Here is a 16,514-nt window from a genome sequence, read left to right as displayed (position 1 = left end):
GATATTAAAGCAGATAAGTTATTTTGTGGATTAAAAGGATCTTCAACAAAAGTATTGAAAACAAATAGAATAATTCATAAATCTAAAGTCGAGATGATTGAAGGAAATATAAATGAACAAGCAATTAAACTTACAGATAAGCTTTGTTCAATTAAACCATCTGTTTTTAAGTAACTAAATAGGGAGGAATTACATGCAAGAAAATAATAAACAAATATATTCAGGAGTTTGGATATTTGCTGAAGAAAAGAATGGAATTTTAGAAGATGTAGTTTTTGAACTTCTTGGTAAGGGAAGAGAAATAGCATCCCAAATCAAAGTGGATTTAGCAGTTGTTTTAATGGGACAAAACATTAAGAAACTAGTTCCAAAGCTTATACAATATGGTGCAGATATTGTATATATAATAGATAGTCCATCATTAAAAAATTTTAATGATGAATCATATAGTAAAATTTTTGTTGAATTGGTTAATAAATATAAGCCAGAAATTATTTTAGTAGGGGCAACAATTCATGGATGTTCTCTTGCAGCAAGGGTTGCCTCTATGTTAAATACAGGACTAACTGCATGTTGTATAGACTTAAAGGTAGATTTAAATAAAAAAGAATTGCTTCAAATAAGAACAGCATTTGGTGGCGATATTATGGCTACAATTGTATGCCCTAATAAAAGGCCACAAATGTCAACAGTTAGACCCGGAGTTATGAAAGCTGCTATTCCGAATTACGGTAGAACTGGAAAATTAATTAAACCGATTGTTAAAATTCCTGAAAATTTAAGTACAAATGTAAAGAATATAGTTTCAATTATAGATGAATCTAATAATACATCTAAATCTGATATAATAATTTCTGCAGGAAGAGGAGTTGGAAACGCTGAAAATTTAAAATTAATAAAAGATTTTGCAAAACTTTTAGGTGGTACTGTTGGAGCAACACGTGCAGTTGTTGATAATGGATGGATAGAACATAAATATCAAATTGGGCAAACTGGGAAAAGTGTAAATCCTAGAATATATTTCGCATGTGGAATATCTGGGGCTATACAACATCTAGTTGGAATTTATTCATCTGATATAATAATTGCTATTAATAAAGATCCTAATGCAGCAATATTTAATGTTGCTACTATTGGAATTGTAGCTGATATGATGGAAATAATTCCAATTTTAATGAGTAACTTTAAGAAGAGATTAAAAATAAAGGTGTAAATTAACTAATGGGATAATTGGATATACGTGAATTATTAGAAAAATTAAAGTTGGAATTTATATTTATATGGGGGAATAGCTCAAGTTATTAGTATTGCAGTCTATAGAAGTTTTTGCGATTGGCGTTCTTTTCAGAGTGCGAGTAGAATTATATGGCTTAATCAAGCCACCATCTTAGTGAAGTTGTAAAAAAAAAGTAGACATCGGATTTAACCACCAATTGTCTACTTTTTTAATATAACATATAAGGTAATGATATGATGTTTATTGGAATACTTAAAGGAACAAAAAAGAAAATGGACTTTTGAAGAAAAATCAAGAATTGTAAATAGATATTTTAATGAAAGTAATTATTTCAGTTAATAACAAATATGAATCTTTCGGATAGTGTCGTTTAGCAGCAATAATACAAAATAAAACAGAACTAACCATATCTTATAATGTGATACATAAGTGTTGTAATTTTTTAAATATAAAGTCACATGCCAAACTTCATAAATATAAACATACAGGTGAAAAAAATAAAACTTACGACAATATAGTACGAGGTCAATGGAATGCAAAAAGACCATTAGAAATTGTAGTATATGATATGACGAGAATACGTCAAGGCAATATAATGTATGAATGGACATATATTTTAGATACTTTTAATAATGAGATTATTTCCCATCATATTTCTAAAATTGAAGGAGACAAAACACCTTATTACCAATGCCTTGAGGATTTAAAACTAAAAGTAAAGAAACAGAAAGATCCAGTAATTTTGCATACAGACCAAGGATCAGTCTACTCTTCAAGAGCCTTTAGTGAATCTCATAAAGATTATAACATAGTTCGTTCAATGTCACGAGTAGCAACTCCAACAGATAATCCTATAATTGAATCAATTAATGGATGGATTAAGTCAGAGCTGCGCTCAGACTATACAAAAGAAGAAAAAAGGGACTTTCCTAATTTTCTAAATAAATATGTTGAATATTTCAATAATGAAAGGCTAGCATATGCATTAGGATACTTAAGTCCATTTCAATACAAGTTAAAAAATGGATTTCGATAATGGTGGTTTTATAGTTGTCTACTTTAGTTTGACAACTTCACACAGCAGGTGGTTTTCATGAATGACAAACAAGGATAAGAATGTGTTTTTCATTCTTATCCATATTAAAAATTTAAATATCTTATATCAGTTTTCAAGTTTACACAAAACTTGAAACACACTCGTTTAATACTTACTATTTTAGTTGTAAATAATAATCTTGTTGAAAGTCAGCAATTTGCAAGTGAATTGTTTAATAATTGCTATATTAGTTGTAAATGGAGTACCTGCAAGTTTACTCATAGCAGAAAGAGCAGTTTAATAATTACTATGATAGCTGTAAATCACCATGTTGGTATGTATATAGGAAATAGTCAATAGGTTTAATAAATTACTATGATAGTTGTAAATTATGATAATACAGGAATACAGCAGATTGTAACTTGCGTTTAATAGTTACTATATTATTAGTTGTGAAACTTTCCAATATTAAAATTTATTAATATCAAATTAGATATTTTGAAGCAAGTAATTAACTTTAACACCTGAAAACTGGAAACGTAAAATCAAAATATATTTTTATTTCTAATTTTATTGTGATAAAAATAAAAAAAAAGTGTATAAGAATAGTAGAGACATTTTTAGTCTTTGCTGTTTTTTTTATTTGGCAACAAATTATTTAGGTCAATAGACTAACAAACTGTGTGTAGGCAAATTTTGCTTATATGCAGTTTTTTTATACAAAAAATTAATGAGGAAGGTGAGATTATGACATTGACATTCTATAGTGAGAAGACAGGTAAACAGTTAGAAATTTATAATAATATGACTTCAATTAAATGCTATGAATTGCTTGATATTAAAAGAAAAATTGAAAAAGAGTATAAAGACAAAGTTATGTTTATTATCAAATAAATTAAAAATTTAAAATGAAAGGCGGAATTGTAATGGAGAATAAAGAGTTAGTAAAAGAAAAGAAAGAAGTTGCAACACTTGGAGATGGAGAAGTATTTATTAAAAGAACACCTAAAGGAGCTATAAAGTCTATATGTGCGAAATTAAAACTTGAAGAAGCGAAGGGAGAACTAGCCAATATACAAGGAAATATTACTATCACTGCTGCTGGATATAATACTTTAAATAAAATAGCAAGTATAAGTGTTTTTACTCCAGAAAAACTTATCTTACCGGATGGAAGTGTAGTTGTTAATCCATTCCCTGTATTTGATAAAGAAAGTGGGAGTATAGAAAAAGTATGGGTTAGAAAAACTGCTATAGGCTATGCTCCAAGCGGTAATTTAGTTATAACTTCTACTACCCTTCTTTACGATATAAGATTATATTTTGTTCAGGATCTTATTAAAAAAATAAAGAATAATAAAGCAGTAGGTAAAATAACAGTAGAAAGTTTACTAACAGAAGAAGAGAAAGGAAAGGGAATATTTGAACCAATACAGGGTAAGCTTGGTGTATATGCTAACCTTCAAAATGTTGAAGCAATAAAATGTTTTGAGACTTTTGTACAGAATAAACTTTTTGCTGATAGAAAAGCGCAAACAGTCGCAGAAAGGAATGTACTTAAAAAGCATCCTGCTTTGGCATTTTCAAAGGTACAAGCTTCAGGAGCTGAACATCATAGAGAAGCATGGCTTCAAGTTATTGGATGGAATAATGACCTTACAGAAAAAGATTATATGAAGCTTGCAACTATGTACGAAAATGGAGAAAACATAAGTGATTATAAAGGCGTTAATGTTGAAGGTTATGAAGTATCTGGGGATTTAAGCGAAGAAGATTTAAAAGCGAGTGCAGATGAAGAAGAAATAAATCATGATGAAGAAAATAATAATACAGTTCATAAGTTACCTGAAAAAACAGCAGATACTATACAGCAAATAGTTATAGACTCTGAAAATAAAAAAGTCAAAGTACCTGTTGGTGCTGCAAGTGAAAATACTAATGAAGAACAGGAAAAAATTAATGTAGAAGACTTAGGAGACGAGCCATTTTAAAATTAAATATTAAAAATTAAATTATATAAAATCCTCTTCTTATAAGATTTATTTATAGGAAGGGGATTTTATTTGTTAATCGATTAAATGAGAATAATTAAAATTTAAATGTAAGGAAGAGATTTAAATGATTAACGAAAAAGAATTATTAAGTGTACTGGATATTGATAAAAGGGCAGCCGTAATAGCACCATTAAATAGAACCAGCTTGTGTAAAAGCAAATGCAGGCAGTGGAAAAACTAGAGTACTTTCATCAAGAGTTGCAAATATGTAAGTAAAGGTTAGTCTTAGAACATTTTTTGATTGAATATTCATTACAAGTTCTATAACAGCTTATGAGTTTACATTTCTTACACTGCTTGCCACAATTACTATTACACAAGTTTGTTTTAGTACAACTTTTTCGATTTTGATCTAATCGATATTCAATTATAAGACAATCTTCTATTCTAAGGTGTTTTCTTTTGCATAACTTATTATTTGACATAATTAATCCTCCTAATATGCTTAGGACAAATATCAATTAATTTAATTATATCAAATACTTTGAAAGACTAACTTCCGCTTACAAATAAAAACGAAGTTAACTTTTCAATTAACAAATAAGAAAAATATAAGATGAAATAAAAATGAAAAAGAGTAATTTAAATTAAAAAAAGTTTATTTTTTACATAATTAGATTTATAATCTAATTATGAAAGATGCATTTGGACAACCTTATTATTGCAATACATCTCTCTTAGAGGGGAAAAACGCTAAGATCATACTAAAAATTTTGTTTTTTAAATCGACGGAAATATAATAAAAAATAAGCAATAAGCAAATAATTTTAAGAACAAGGTGTGAAAATGGCATTTCTGCAAGATATTTAAAATTGTGGTTAATAAGAATTATAAATATCTTATTTAACATCCATAATATTTAGAACTAACATTGACAAGCTATTTTTCATTTGATTAAAGAGAAACCACTATTACCATAATTGGTATTTTATGTTACCTAGCTTTTTACTAATTGAAATTTGGTAACATTTAAAGGAGGTGATAAAACTATGGTTGAAAAGAAAGAGTATAAAACTCCACAATTCGAGACAGTAGAACTTGTAGTAGATGAGACGCTTTCGTTAGACTGCTGGATGTCAGCACCTGAAAGCTGCTAATCCTTCTGCTGAGGAACTATTTATCCATTAGATAAATAGTTCCGTTTTCTCCAATAAAGAAAAGGTGAAGGTGTCCAATGTTAGGGATGGTAAGAAAACTATTCCTACTGGAGATAATAAAGATTAACGAGAGAGGGGGAATATGGTTACACAAGTTTTTGATATGTGTATATCATATAAGAAAAATATGGAACAAATATTAATGTCGTCTCAGTATACCATGATACAGGTGAAAGGAGAATATTATGTTATACCAGTAGTCACAGGGAAGGAATATCAAAACAATGTTATTTGCCTGAATGGTGAGGTCGCAAAATATATTTTTACATACATTTATAACAAAAAAGAGGCAACTAACTATATGGATATAGCTCAAAAAGTAATTCAAGTATTCAATGTGAGTCTTGAAAAAGCTCTAGTTGATATTAAGCATTTTGTGAATGAACTTAGTGAAAAAGGAGTGATCACAATTGACAGAAAACAATGAAAGGATTGGAAGGACTGAATTTAAAACTCATATACTAAAAGAGGCTGAGAAACAGAAAATATTACGTCAAGTCTCTATTGAAATACTTGATTATTGTAATTATAATTGTGATTACTGCTATGTACATGGAGCAAATAATTCCACAATAAATCTTCATCAATTTAAAAACATTATAAATGAACTTGCTGATGCTGGAACTTTGTGGGTAACGATATCTGGAGGAGAGCCACTATTGCATCCTGATTTTATATCAATGTATTCATATGCAGTGAAAAAAATACCTTATGTTACTATTTTCACTAATGCTTCATTAATTTCAAGCGAAATCATTAATTTGTTTAAAGAAAAGCCTCCATACGAAATTGAAATAAGCTTGTATGGAGTTGATGATAACAGCTACGACTCTTTTGTAAAAAAATCTGGAAAATTTCAATTATTTCAGTCAGGTTTGGATAAGTTAGAAAAAAACGGAATCAGTTATTCGCTAAAAACGACAATAACACGACAGAATGTTAACTTTCTTCCCTTGTTTATTCAATACGCGAATGAAAGAGGAGTTAAATATAGATATGATTCACTTGTTCTACCTAAAATATTTGAATCTTCTTCTAAAATCAATAGCGAATATCGATTATCACCTAAAGATGCTGTTGATGCGTTACTTTCGCGTAAAGGTATGCTAGAAAAAGCTACCGATATTTATAATGGTCGAAATAGCAATGACAATAGACTATATCGATGCAATGCTGGAATTAATTCAGTTGCTATTGACTCAAAATTAAAAATGAGTTATTGTGTTGCATTAAGAGAACCATATTATTCTTTGAGTGAAGACGGAAAAGGTATTGAGGCTGGTCATCAATGGCTTATGCAAATGAGAAATCAAAATCTGGATAGATCGGATAAGTGCTTTAACTGTGATAAAAAAGCACTATGTAGATATTGCCCCGGTAGATTTTATTTGGAGACTGGCAGTGAGCACATTCCGTCTGAGTGGAATTGCTTATATGGCCAATATCTTTATAAAAAAATAATGATGAGTAAAGAAAACAAGAGAGGTAACATATGAAACTATTTAGAACGAAAGGAAGAAGTATGTATACCTTAATATGTGAAGGAGATATCTTGATGGTAGATTCTTTATCTAGCTCAACTAAAATTATTTTTGGAGATATCGTTATATACGAATCACATGGAATCTTATGTGCACACCGAGTGTTTGCACATAAGAAAAATTGTTTAATTGTTGCGGGGGATAATTGTCGTAAGTTTGAACATATACCATACAGTAATTTGCATGGAATTGGAAGGGTATTATTCAAACAAGATCAAATTCCAGTGAAGCTTGACAGAAATATACATAGAGATATTCTTACAATATATATAATCGGATTCATTTTATTAAATGGTATAACTTTGAAAATTTTACGTAATATTCACAATAATAAAAATATAATTTATGGTTTCACAAATTATGTAAATAGTATTAATCAAAAAATAAAAAATAAACTACATCGTAAGTATCTTAAATCTTGTTATAAAAAGAATAATCAAAGATTAAAGAGGTGTAACCGTGTTTGAACATAAAAGCTTATTTCGTGCCTTGTGGGTTGGCCCATCACGAACAAATTTACTCATAACTCTTTTCAGCATTTTTGTATCGGGTACATCTGAAATTATTCTGCGCAGAATTTGCGGACAGATGGGTGATATGTTGATTGCAAATACATTTAATTTTATTTGGGTAGTATTTTTATTAGGGGTTGTCTCCATGTATATTATATTTAGCTCAATAGCAAGTTATGGCTATTCAAGGTTAGAAGCCCAAGAATACCATGGATTTTATTTTGATCTTGAGCATAAGTTAATTAATGGAGAGCAGTGTAAGCTTGATTGTTGGGATATTGGTAACTTAACGACACTTCTTGCACGCGATACTGATATTGTTATCGGATTCTTGAATCGCTTTTTTCAAGACACAATAACAGATGCAGTAAGCTTTCTTGTAAGTATTATTGTATTGATGTTAATTCATCCGTTGCTACCGGTAGTGGCATTAACTTTTGGTATACTTCAAGTTGGCATTTCAAAACTGGTGAATAAACCTATGCGAGAAGGATACCGTAATTATCAAAAATCACTAGATAAAGCAAACGCATCTGTCTTGTCTAACTTGTATAATCTGGAGTCTGTTAAATCAAATCAACTGGAAGAAATATATGAACAAAAGGACAAAAATCAACTCGAAGAATTACACTTTGCATTGAAAAGAAGTGCAAAAATCCGAGCACTATTTAATGCACCAGCTACTTTTTCTGCGTTTTTAGCATTAATTGCACTTTCAGTTTGTGGGGGATATTTAGCAGTTATTGGCAAAATTACAATTGGTTCATTGATTGTGTCGCTTACTCTAAGTGATTCAGTTGTTTCACCTTTAATGGGTTTGAATCGTACAATTACGATGTACCGGCAAATGAATGTTTCATATAATAGAATCCAGAAGTTTTTATCTGTTAGTGAGGAAAATAAATCTGATTTACACTTACAAACTATAGGAAAAAAAGATGCTCCTGAAATATGTATAAAAAATTTATCTTTTGCCTATGAAGGAAATAGTAATATTTTGCTAAAAAATATTACTGAAGATTTAAAATCAGGGCATATCCATTTTATCTTAGGTGAGAATGGAACTGGAAAGAGTACACTGATCAAACTAATAGCTGGAATATATAGTCCAAATGGTGGAGATATTCAAGTAGATGGTGTGTCTATAAGTAAGTGGAACAGGTGGAATTTGAGGGAGCGGTTCTCGATCGCCTCACAATCTCCGTTACTGTTTGCTATGAGCATATTGGATAATATTATAATAGGGAATCAAACAGTTTCAAATACAGAAGTAGAAAGTATATGTAAAGCTATTGGTATTCATGATGAGATTGTTTCTCTTAAGGATGGCTATCATACAGTACTTAAAGACAATGGTAAACCTTTATCAAAGGGACAGCGACAGCGACTAACTATTGCACGTGCAATACTAAATCCCGCAGAAATTTTAATATTTGATGAACCAACTTCTGCAATAGACACGAATTATGCAGAAAGCTTTATTAAATTAATGAGAAAACTGGCACAAACTAAGCTTGTTATCATAATTACACATGATTTGAACTTAATTGATGAGGAAGATCATGTCATTCGAATATCTGGAAGAGAGGCGCAATGTAGTGAAAAATCGTAATGCAATTTTACAAGTATGCAGAGAACTAAAAAGGTACATGATTCCATACTCAGCAACGACGCTTCTGATAGCTTCACGAAATTTTATTATTGTTTACTTGACAGCCTATCTTAGTTTTCAGATTGTTTTAGCAGCTAAACAAGCAAGTATAAACCATTTTATTAAGAATTTAATGCTTTTCCTTGTTTTGCTGTTGTTGTATGTTCTTGCGGACTCATTACTGATTTATGCGCAATCTATTGTAATCGACCGGATGACCAACCACTTAAGACATTGCATTCATAACAAAGTGTTACATGCTAGGTTGTCCGCAGTAGATGGAATTGGTACTAGGATGGGTGTAATTGCTCGTATTAATCAGGATGTAATGCTTGTAGCTGAAGTATTTCAAGGTAAAGTTTTGTTGCCGCTTATGTATTTAATTTCAGGAATTGGTGCTACAGTAAGTATTACGGTCATATGCTGGAAAATCACCGTTGTACTATATATATTAGGGTTACTGATATTGGTACTTCAGATTAAGCTTGGTAAAAAAATGAAAAGAATTGCTGAACAAAAGCAGATTATCAAAGCAGCTATACTTCAAAGATATAACGAAACAGCACAGAATTCTTTGTATATTAAGATAATGCGTCTTGGTAGTCTCGTTTTGGGTGCCATTAAATTAAAAATGATAGATTACTATAAAGTAAAAAACAACGAGGCTAATATTTCAGCTTGGATTTCAGCATTGAATGCAATAAAGCAATTTTTGCAATATGGTGGAATCATTATTCTTGGTTGGTTGATGTATAAACATGGTAATCTTGGTGCTGAGTATATCCTGTACCTTGCAGAGTTAGCACCACTGGTAATTAATATGATTACGTCTTTTGGTGATGCCTATATATTACTTCAGCAATCATTGGTTGGGTTCGAACGTATTAATGAGATGTTAGCACTTTCACAAGAAGATTTACTTACGGGAAGAAATGTTGCTATAAAAACTAGTGATGATATATTATATGCAAAGGAAGCAGCTATACGTTTTGCAAATGGAAATTATGGTTATACAGGATTGACGTTAACTGTTCCACAAAACACAATTGTTGGTATTACAGGAAACAGCGGTTCTGGAAAAAGCTCTCTTATGAGAGTTATACTAGGTCTATACGAAAATACAGAAGGAATTATGAAACTTTGGGGACAACCAATTAAGTCGTATAACAAGAAGAGTTTAAGAGGAGCAATCGCCTATGTTCCCCAAGATGATTTGATGGTTGCAGGAACAATTTATGAAAATTTGACTTTAGGAATTGATATGTCAAAAGTTAAACTTAAAGATATAAATTTACTGATCAAGAAACTGGGTATCAGTGAGTGGATTTGTGAACGGGGTGGTTATGATGTTTTGCTAAGTGATGGAGGAGATCAGTTATCAGGAGGTCAGCGCCAAATGATTGCTATTGCTCGTGTACTATTGAGCAGGAAAAAATTGCTTATACTAGATGAAGCATTCGCTGGAATTGATGCCAAGCATACTCAGCTTATTCTTGAGAATTTGCGGTCAATAACAAAATTTCAATCTGTGATTATAGTGTCGCATGATGAAATGGTGTTGAAGAAATGTGATGTTGTTTTGAATATGTAAAAAATTTAAAATAAATACAAAAATTTAAAGGAGGTGATTATGAAATGTTCATTCTTGTCTTTGGTAATGGAAATTCTGGTGCTGAAGCGGCCAATATTATATTTAAAATTACAAGTTCGAAAAATAACATTGTAAAGTATTACTATGAATACCCACCACATAATGGGTGGCATTTCACAAAGGAACTTGAAACTACTAAATATATTGATTCAAAGAGTTCAAGGACTGAACTTATAAAATTAATGGAAAAAGCTGACTTGTTGTTTTCCTGTGGCTGGGTACATAAAATAAGCGCAAATATTACAAATGAAAAAAATGTTATAATTTGCATCCTTCTCTTCTTCCTTTATATCGTGGAAAAAATACCTTAGAAAGGCAAATACGCAACAAAGAAAATTTGTATGGAATAACATTGCATATGATGGATGAGAAGTATGATACAGGTCCGATTTTTGAGCAAATTGCTTTTTTAAAAACCGATGATTGTTCTCCTCAAAAACTCGTAATTCAAAATATTAAATATATGAAAATTTTACTGGTTGATTTCTTTAATAATTATCCCAAAATAAAATGTATACCACAAGATGATCCACAAGTTAAGCAAAAGACATTGATACATCTATAAGTGGTGTTACAAAATAGTGCAGAACAGAAAGGAATATGTCAACGATTTGTGTGAAAAACAGCAATAATACAGTAGTTAGTATCACAAGAACTCTATTTATTGTATAACAATAAATAATCATAATATATGATACGAATTAATAAAGAAGATGTCGAGATAATAGGAATTCCATCTAGGCTATCTGTAGCAGTAATCTCTACTAGAATGGACATTGGATGCTCATCATTTTTTATTAAAGCGACATAATTATCAAGCATTGTATTTAGTGAATTTGATTTAACTTATTTTAATGTAAATTAGTTTGGTTTAATAGACTTTTAAGATGGAATATAACAAATAAGAGATTATATGACGCATGAATTTGAATAAGTCATATAGAGATTCTATAACAATTAATAGTGAAAAATGTTTACTATACAATATATTTTGGGTAACATTTTTTATTATAAAAAATTTTAAATTTTGATGTGATAAAAGTGAAAAAAAAGTGTATAAGAATAGTAGAGACATTTTTAGTCTTTGCTATTCTTTTTTATTGGCAACAATTTTTTAGGTCTTGTGACTAACAAACTGTATGTGAGTACAATTCTGTACTTATATGCAGTTTTTTTATATCTAATTTTAGAAGTGAAGGGTGGAATTTATTATGAAAATTAAAGAAGTTACAATGAATGGATTCAAAAATAATAATACTGTACAGGAACTTACAGGCTTTGATTTATTTACAGGACATAATGGTAAAGGAAAATCTTCAAGGCTTCAAGCTGTGTCTCTTGCAATGATGGGATACATACCGCAGTACGGAAAAACATTATCAGATATTTATAAATTAGCTTCAGATAAAGAAATTAATGTAGGTTTAAAACTGGATAATAATTTTTCTTTTGATAGAAGTATATTAAGGAAAACAACTACAAAGAGAAAAACAGGAGAGAAGGAAGTTAAATATGAAGAAAAATTAACGCTAACACCAAGCTTAGGTGAGAAAAAGCTTGCAGATAAAGAAGCAAGAATAAAATCAGAACTAGGGAATTTTCCTATGATGATTGATTTTCAGAACTTCTTAAATATGAGTGACAGTGAAAAGAGAAAGTTTATATATTCTCTCACTGGTGTAAATTCATCTAAATGGAATAAGACTTCAATACAAAAGTATCTTGAAAGTAAACTACTTACACTTGAACTTCAAGTTAAGAAACCAGCGCAATATGAAGGTATGAGAATTCTAATTGATGAGGTTATGAAACATTATGTTGATGGTATAGATGTTCAAATATCCATAGAAAATCTTATTGATAGAGCAAAAGAAAAATTATCTTATTATAAGGAGAATGCCACAAAAACCGAAGGTACAGTTCAAAAACTTGCAGAGCTTAAAAACTCAACAGATGTAGAAGGAGATTTTAAAGAGATTCAGGATGAACTTAAAAATTTACAGGACAAGCTAATGCAAACTGAAAAGCTAATAAGTACCTCTACGGAAAGAAGAAAAGTAATAGATAACAGACTTAAAAAAATTCAAATTATTAATATTGAAATAACTAATCTTGAAAGATTTAAGCCATCTGCTGATTTAGAAAGTTTAAATACTAAAATAAAAGAGCTTAAATCGCAGGTTAAAAATGATAATATAAACTATGATGATAAGGTAAAGGGATTAGTAGAAAAGATACAGAAGCTTCAAAGTGGACTTCCTGAAAAACAAAATAGATCACAGAAAATTATAAATAAAGGAATTGAAAAGAAAACAATTATTGAAACTTATCAGAAGGTATTGAAAAGTATAGATTCTCATGGAGCTTCATGCGTTCTGGATTCACAAATAAAATGTAATAAGGATTTTTCTAAGTTTAAAACATATGCAGAAAATCTAGTTAAGAATTCTAAAAAAGAGAGGAAAGAACTTCTTGATGAATACCACGCTGTGGAAGCGGAAATTGCTAAAATTAAAAAAGAAATAAAGGCTCTTGAAGATAAGAGAACTGATATTATATCTGAAGAAAGAAATCTTAATAATAAGAACACTTCAATTAATAATCAAATTCTAAAAATAATATCTCAAATAAATTCTGTTAAAACTGATATAAAATTAAATGCAGAGAAATTGAAGATTAAAAAAGATGAACTGTCTAATTTGCAGAATGAAATGGCAAGTACAGAACCGGCAGCTCCAGTAGATGCTCTTCAAAAACAGGCAACTGCATTAAGAAGTACTATAAAAACACTTGAAGATGAAAGTAAGCTTCAAGAGAAATCTAAGAATGATTATGAAAATTTAAAAAAGGTAATGCTTGAAAATAAAACTTCTGAACTTAATACAGTGCTTTTAAATCAGTTAATAGATTGTTTAGGAGTTAAAGGGCTTCAAGGTGAGATTATGAAACAGGGATTAGAACCTTTGAAAAATCTTGTTCAGGAAAATTTAAGACTTCTAGGCATTAAAAATGAATTTTCTTTTGTATGCGAGTCCGAAAAGGGAAAAGAAGTTTTTCAATTTGGCTGGATTGATGAAAAAAAGAATTTTGTTGATTTTGACGCTCTTTCAACTGGACAACAGATGATGTTATTAATAGCATTTTTAACGGCAGTGATAGAGAAGAAATCACCTAAATTAAAGGTTCTTATGATAGACAACCTTAATGATCTTGATAACATTAACTTAAAAAATGTATTATCTGGTCTTAAGAGATTATCACCAAAACTTGATAATATTATAATTGCAGGAGTTATAGATGAAAAAATCAATGATGATGTAATTAAAGTTTGGAATCTTGATGAAATAAGTGCAACAGAAAATAAAGAAATGGAAGATAAAGAAGAGATTATATAAATGAGAATAAGTATTAAAAGTAAAGTGCTGAATGGTTAATTAAAACTATTTGGCACTTATTTTTTTCTATATTAGAGGAGGAATATTCAAATGAATAAAGTGTATGAATATGTACAAGAAAACATCATAAATCAGTTAAAAGAGGCAATAAAAAATGGAACGGAAACACCCTGGCAGAAACCATGGGTAGGTATTGGAAGACCTAAAAATTATGTAACACAGAAACCATATAGAGGTATAAATCTATTATTGCTGCCTTTTGCCGGTGAGTATATAACTTTTAAGCAAATTAAGAATGTACAAAATAAACATCCAGAAGTTCATCTTAAAAAAGGAAGTAAATCATATATGGTTGTATTCTGGAAGTTTCAAGATAAGGATAAAGCCGATGAAGATGATGTTGTGATTGATGAAGATGAAAGTAAAAATAATTATAAACCTCCAGTGTTTAGATATTATAAAATCTATCATATATCAGATGTTGAAGGATTAAAACTACATGATAATATAATTCAAAATATAAATGTAAGCTTGCATGGAGAAGCAGAAAATCTTATTGATGAATATTCTAATGCGGTATGTATAAACAAATGCTTAGGAAGTGACAGAGCTTATTATAGTGCCGCAATGGATACGATTAATATTCCTGATATTAGGCAATTCAAAAGTGAAGAGGAATTTTATTCTACTGTGTTCCATGAAATGATTCATAGTACGGGTGCTAAAAAAAGACTTGGAAGATTTGATGAAAATGCCAACCAATTTCAATTTGGCAGTGAAAGTTACAGTAAAGAGGAATTGGTAGCTGAAATAGGGGCTTCAATGCTTATGTCACAGTTTAGTATTGCAACTAAAGCATCAAATAAAAATTCTGTGGCATATTTACAGAGCTGGTTAAAGGCTATTGAAAATGATGTTACTTTGATAACTTTTGCAGCACAGCAAAGTGAGAAAGCAGTAGATTATATAAATAAAATATGTAATAAGGAGCATATAATTATTGCTTAAAATTTCATAAAAAATTAAGTAGAAATGCTAAATTAGTTTACTAATAACTATTTGGCATTTCATTTTTTTTTACAGGAGGAATATAAAATGAAATTAGTTAAAACTTTAAATAATATTAGTATAAATGATTTAGGCTTTGAAGAATGGTACAGTTTTAATGAAAATGTATATTTCAAGTTCTATGATAATAGTTTAAGGATTTTTAGTCTTGAAAATGCAATGAAGAAGGGAAAAAAGGTAACTAGATACTCTGTTTACAGCAAAATTTATAATAATGGTTTTAAGGCAGCATTTTTAAACTATTTAAATGATTTACAATTGAATATTGTTGAATTTATTTCAAAATTACAAGAGGATGAAATAAAAGAGACATCAGAACTAGGTATAAGAATGACATTAGAAAAAGGTGTTAGAGTCTTTAATCCCTTTTATATACCTAAGAAAATTAAAGAGCCTGCTAAATGGAGAATATCACAGGTTATAAAAGCTGTGATGTCAGGACAAATAATTAAAGGTAAATGTACTATGCATCTTACAGACGATTATGCTTATGATAATAGCACAAATTTCGGAAAGAGAGAGATTAATGTTTTAGAACTTTGCAAGGAGCTTGTTGAAAATCCAAATGGTTGGTGGATTAAAAAAGAAAAGGAAGTAAAGGAATTTAAGATAGTAGGAGTACACTGCTACAATTTTAATTATAATGAAGTTTATTTTAAGGAAACAGCTGCTAAAAGAATAATAAAATTTGATGATAATAATGCTGATAAAGTTATGAAAGAAATCAAATGTTTATTGTGTAAAGGAGAGAAGGTTAAAGAGGTAACAATAGAAGCTAATCTAAAAACATATTATAAGTTAATAAATTGCAGTACTATTGCTTTTATGAATGTTCCTATTACGGAGGATATGAATTCTTCGATTGAAGCAATTGTAGATGATGAAGGAAGAATTACAGGTAAAGAAATAAGTAAAATATTATATCCTTACTTAAAGAAGAAATACGGATATGGTATAGCAGGGGATTTCTTAATTGTAAAGGTCAATAACAGAACTGGTGACACTATAAGTATGACAGATGGAGACATTAAAATGGTCACTACATTTATAAAAGTTCAAGAATATAATTATGGAAAAAGTCCTAATGAATATGATACCCAAAGAGAAATAGAAAAGAAAGAATTATGAGATACTATTATTATAAAAAAGAATAAAATAGTTATGATTTTGTCGTCGATCTCCAATAGAGTAAAAATACCGGGGGGGCGACGA

Annotated in this window: 16 protein-coding genes; 15 read left to right on the top strand and 1 reads right to left on the bottom strand. The window is 29.7% G+C overall.

The features are described from left to right. The first annotated feature begins 193 nt into the window (after nt 1–193). From BEE63_RS20175 to BEE63_RS22590, 5 genes are all read left to right on the top strand, one after another. The gene (locus tag BEE63_RS20175) at nt 194–1,213 is read left to right on the top strand and encodes an electron transfer flavoprotein subunit alpha/FixB family protein (protein ID WP_066023097.1); all 1,020 of its coding nucleotides are present in this window, start codon (nt 194–196) and stop codon (nt 1,211–1,213) included. A 442-nt stretch (nt 1,214–1,655) separates the two neighbouring features. Continuing rightward, entirely contained in the window at nt 1,656–2,273 is a 618-nt protein-coding gene (locus BEE63_RS20170) for a DDE-type integrase/transposase/recombinase (protein ID WP_081312631.1), read from the top strand. A gap of 747 nt (nt 2,274–3,020) precedes the next feature. Then, nucleotides 3,021–3,167, top strand: a complete 147-nt coding sequence (locus tag BEE63_RS21880) for a hypothetical protein (protein ID WP_157797128.1) — start codon at nt 3,021–3,023, stop codon at nt 3,165–3,167. A gap of 32 nt (nt 3,168–3,199) precedes the next feature. After that, nucleotides 3,200–4,264 carry a hypothetical protein gene (locus tag BEE63_RS20165; protein ID WP_066023096.1) on the top strand — a complete coding sequence of 355 codons (1,065 nt, stop codon included), beginning with the start codon at nt 3,200–3,202 and terminating at the stop codon, nt 4,262–4,264. 197 nt (nt 4,265–4,461) lie between these two features. Then, a complete protein-coding gene (locus BEE63_RS22590; protein ID WP_431732493.1) occupies nt 4,462–4,539 on the top strand; it encodes a UvrD-helicase domain-containing protein in 78 nt (25 codons plus the stop codon). On the opposite strand, the gene BEE63_RS21465 is transcribed toward BEE63_RS22590, so the two are convergent. Further along, on the bottom strand, nt 4,519–4,752 hold the full coding sequence (locus tag BEE63_RS21465; RefSeq protein ID WP_139111570.1) for a hypothetical protein: 234 nt from the start codon (nt 4,750–4,752) through the stop codon (nt 4,519–4,521). The genes BEE63_RS22590 and BEE63_RS21465 overlap by 21 nt on opposite strands. 814 nt (nt 4,753–5,566) lie before the next feature. Here BEE63_RS21465 and BEE63_RS20160 point away from each other — a divergent pair. The 10 genes from BEE63_RS20160 to BEE63_RS20115 all read left to right on the top strand — a co-directional run bounded on the left by BEE63_RS20160 (nt 5,567) and on the right by BEE63_RS20115 (nt 16,430). Further along, complete coding sequence (locus BEE63_RS20160; protein WP_066023095.1) at nt 5,567–5,911, top strand: PqqD family protein; 345 nt, start codon at nt 5,567–5,569, stop codon at nt 5,909–5,911. Further along, nucleotides 5,895–6,980 carry a radical SAM protein gene (locus BEE63_RS20155; protein WP_066023094.1) on the top strand — a complete coding sequence of 362 codons (1,086 nt, stop codon included), beginning with the start codon at nt 5,895–5,897 and terminating at the stop codon, nt 6,978–6,980. The genes BEE63_RS20160 and BEE63_RS20155 overlap by 17 nt, the downstream gene beginning before the upstream one ends. Next, nucleotides 6,977–7,492 (top strand): S24/S26 family peptidase, encoded by a 516-nt coding sequence (locus BEE63_RS20150; protein WP_066023093.1) that lies wholly within the window; start codon nt 6,977–6,979, stop codon nt 7,490–7,492. The genes BEE63_RS20155 and BEE63_RS20150 overlap by 4 nt, the downstream gene beginning before the upstream one ends. Continuing rightward, nucleotides 7,485–9,149 (top strand): ABC transporter ATP-binding protein, encoded by a 1,665-nt coding sequence (locus BEE63_RS20145; protein ID WP_066023092.1) that lies wholly within the window; start codon nt 7,485–7,487, stop codon nt 9,147–9,149. Before BEE63_RS20150 ends, BEE63_RS20145 begins: the two co-directional genes overlap by 8 nt. Beyond that, entirely contained in the window at nt 9,136–10,779 is a 1,644-nt protein-coding gene (locus tag BEE63_RS20140) for an ATP-binding cassette domain-containing protein (protein ID WP_066023091.1), read from the top strand. Before BEE63_RS20145 ends, BEE63_RS20140 begins: the two co-directional genes overlap by 14 nt. A gap of 44 nt (nt 10,780–10,823) precedes the next feature. Then, entirely contained in the window at nt 10,824–11,150 is a 327-nt protein-coding gene (locus tag BEE63_RS20135) for a hypothetical protein (RefSeq protein ID WP_066023090.1), read from the top strand. 47 nt (nt 11,151–11,197) lie between these two features. Beyond that, nucleotides 11,198–11,404: a hypothetical protein gene (locus BEE63_RS20130; RefSeq protein WP_066023089.1), complete on the top strand. Its 207-nt coding sequence runs from the start codon at nt 11,198–11,200 to the stop codon at nt 11,402–11,404. Nucleotides 11,405–12,050: 646 nt separating this feature from the next. Then, complete coding sequence (locus BEE63_RS20125; protein ID WP_066023088.1) at nt 12,051–14,234, top strand: hypothetical protein; 2,184 nt, start codon at nt 12,051–12,053, stop codon at nt 14,232–14,234. 90 nt (nt 14,235–14,324) lie between these two features. Then, nucleotides 14,325–15,242 carry an ArdC family protein gene (locus tag BEE63_RS20120; RefSeq protein WP_066023087.1) on the top strand — a complete coding sequence of 306 codons (918 nt, stop codon included), beginning with the start codon at nt 14,325–14,327 and terminating at the stop codon, nt 15,240–15,242. Between the two features lie 87 nt (nt 15,243–15,329). Further along, a complete protein-coding gene (locus tag BEE63_RS20115) occupies nt 15,330–16,430 on the top strand; it encodes a DUF3846 domain-containing protein (protein ID WP_066023086.1) in 1,101 nt (366 codons plus the stop codon). Nucleotides 16,431–16,514 lie beyond the last annotated feature (84 nt).

This window comes from Clostridium pasteurianum (genome assembly GCF_001705235.1).
GTDB lineage: Bacteria > Bacillota > Clostridia > Clostridiales > Clostridiaceae > Clostridium_S > Clostridium_S pasteurianum_A.
The sequence above is the reverse complement of the archived record's forward strand: the minus strand, read 5'-3'. Positions and strand labels throughout refer to the sequence as shown.

Bases quoted from the DNA above. Each gene is read 5' to 3' on its own strand.
- BEE63_RS20175 (WP_066023097.1), top strand. From the start codon at position 194: ATGCAAGAAAATAATAAACAAATATATTCAGGAGTTTGGATATTTGCT.
- BEE63_RS21880 (WP_157797128.1), top strand. From the start codon at position 3,021: ATGACATTGACATTCTATAGTGAGAAGACAGGTAAACAGTTAGAAATT.
- BEE63_RS20165 (WP_066023096.1), top strand. From the start codon at position 3,200: ATGGAGAATAAAGAGTTAGTAAAAGAAAAGAAAGAAGTTGCAACACTT.
- BEE63_RS21465 (WP_139111570.1), bottom strand. From the start codon at position 4,752: ATGTCAAATAATAAGTTATGCAAAAGAAAACACCTTAGAATAGAAGAT.
- BEE63_RS20160 (WP_066023095.1), top strand. From the start codon at position 5,567: ATGGTTACACAAGTTTTTGATATGTGTATATCATATAAGAAAAATATG.
- BEE63_RS20150 (WP_066023093.1), top strand. From the start codon at position 6,977: ATGAAACTATTTAGAACGAAAGGAAGAAGTATGTATACCTTAATATGT.
- BEE63_RS20135 (WP_066023090.1), top strand. From the start codon at position 10,824: ATGTTCATTCTTGTCTTTGGTAATGGAAATTCTGGTGCTGAAGCGGCC.
- BEE63_RS20130 (WP_066023089.1), top strand. From the start codon at position 11,198: ATGATGGATGAGAAGTATGATACAGGTCCGATTTTTGAGCAAATTGCT.
- BEE63_RS20125 (WP_066023088.1), top strand. From the start codon at position 12,051: ATGAAAATTAAAGAAGTTACAATGAATGGATTCAAAAATAATAATACT.
- BEE63_RS20120 (WP_066023087.1), top strand. From the start codon at position 14,325: ATGAATAAAGTGTATGAATATGTACAAGAAAACATCATAAATCAGTTA.
- BEE63_RS20115 (WP_066023086.1), top strand. From the start codon at position 15,330: ATGAAATTAGTTAAAACTTTAAATAATATTAGTATAAATGATTTAGGC.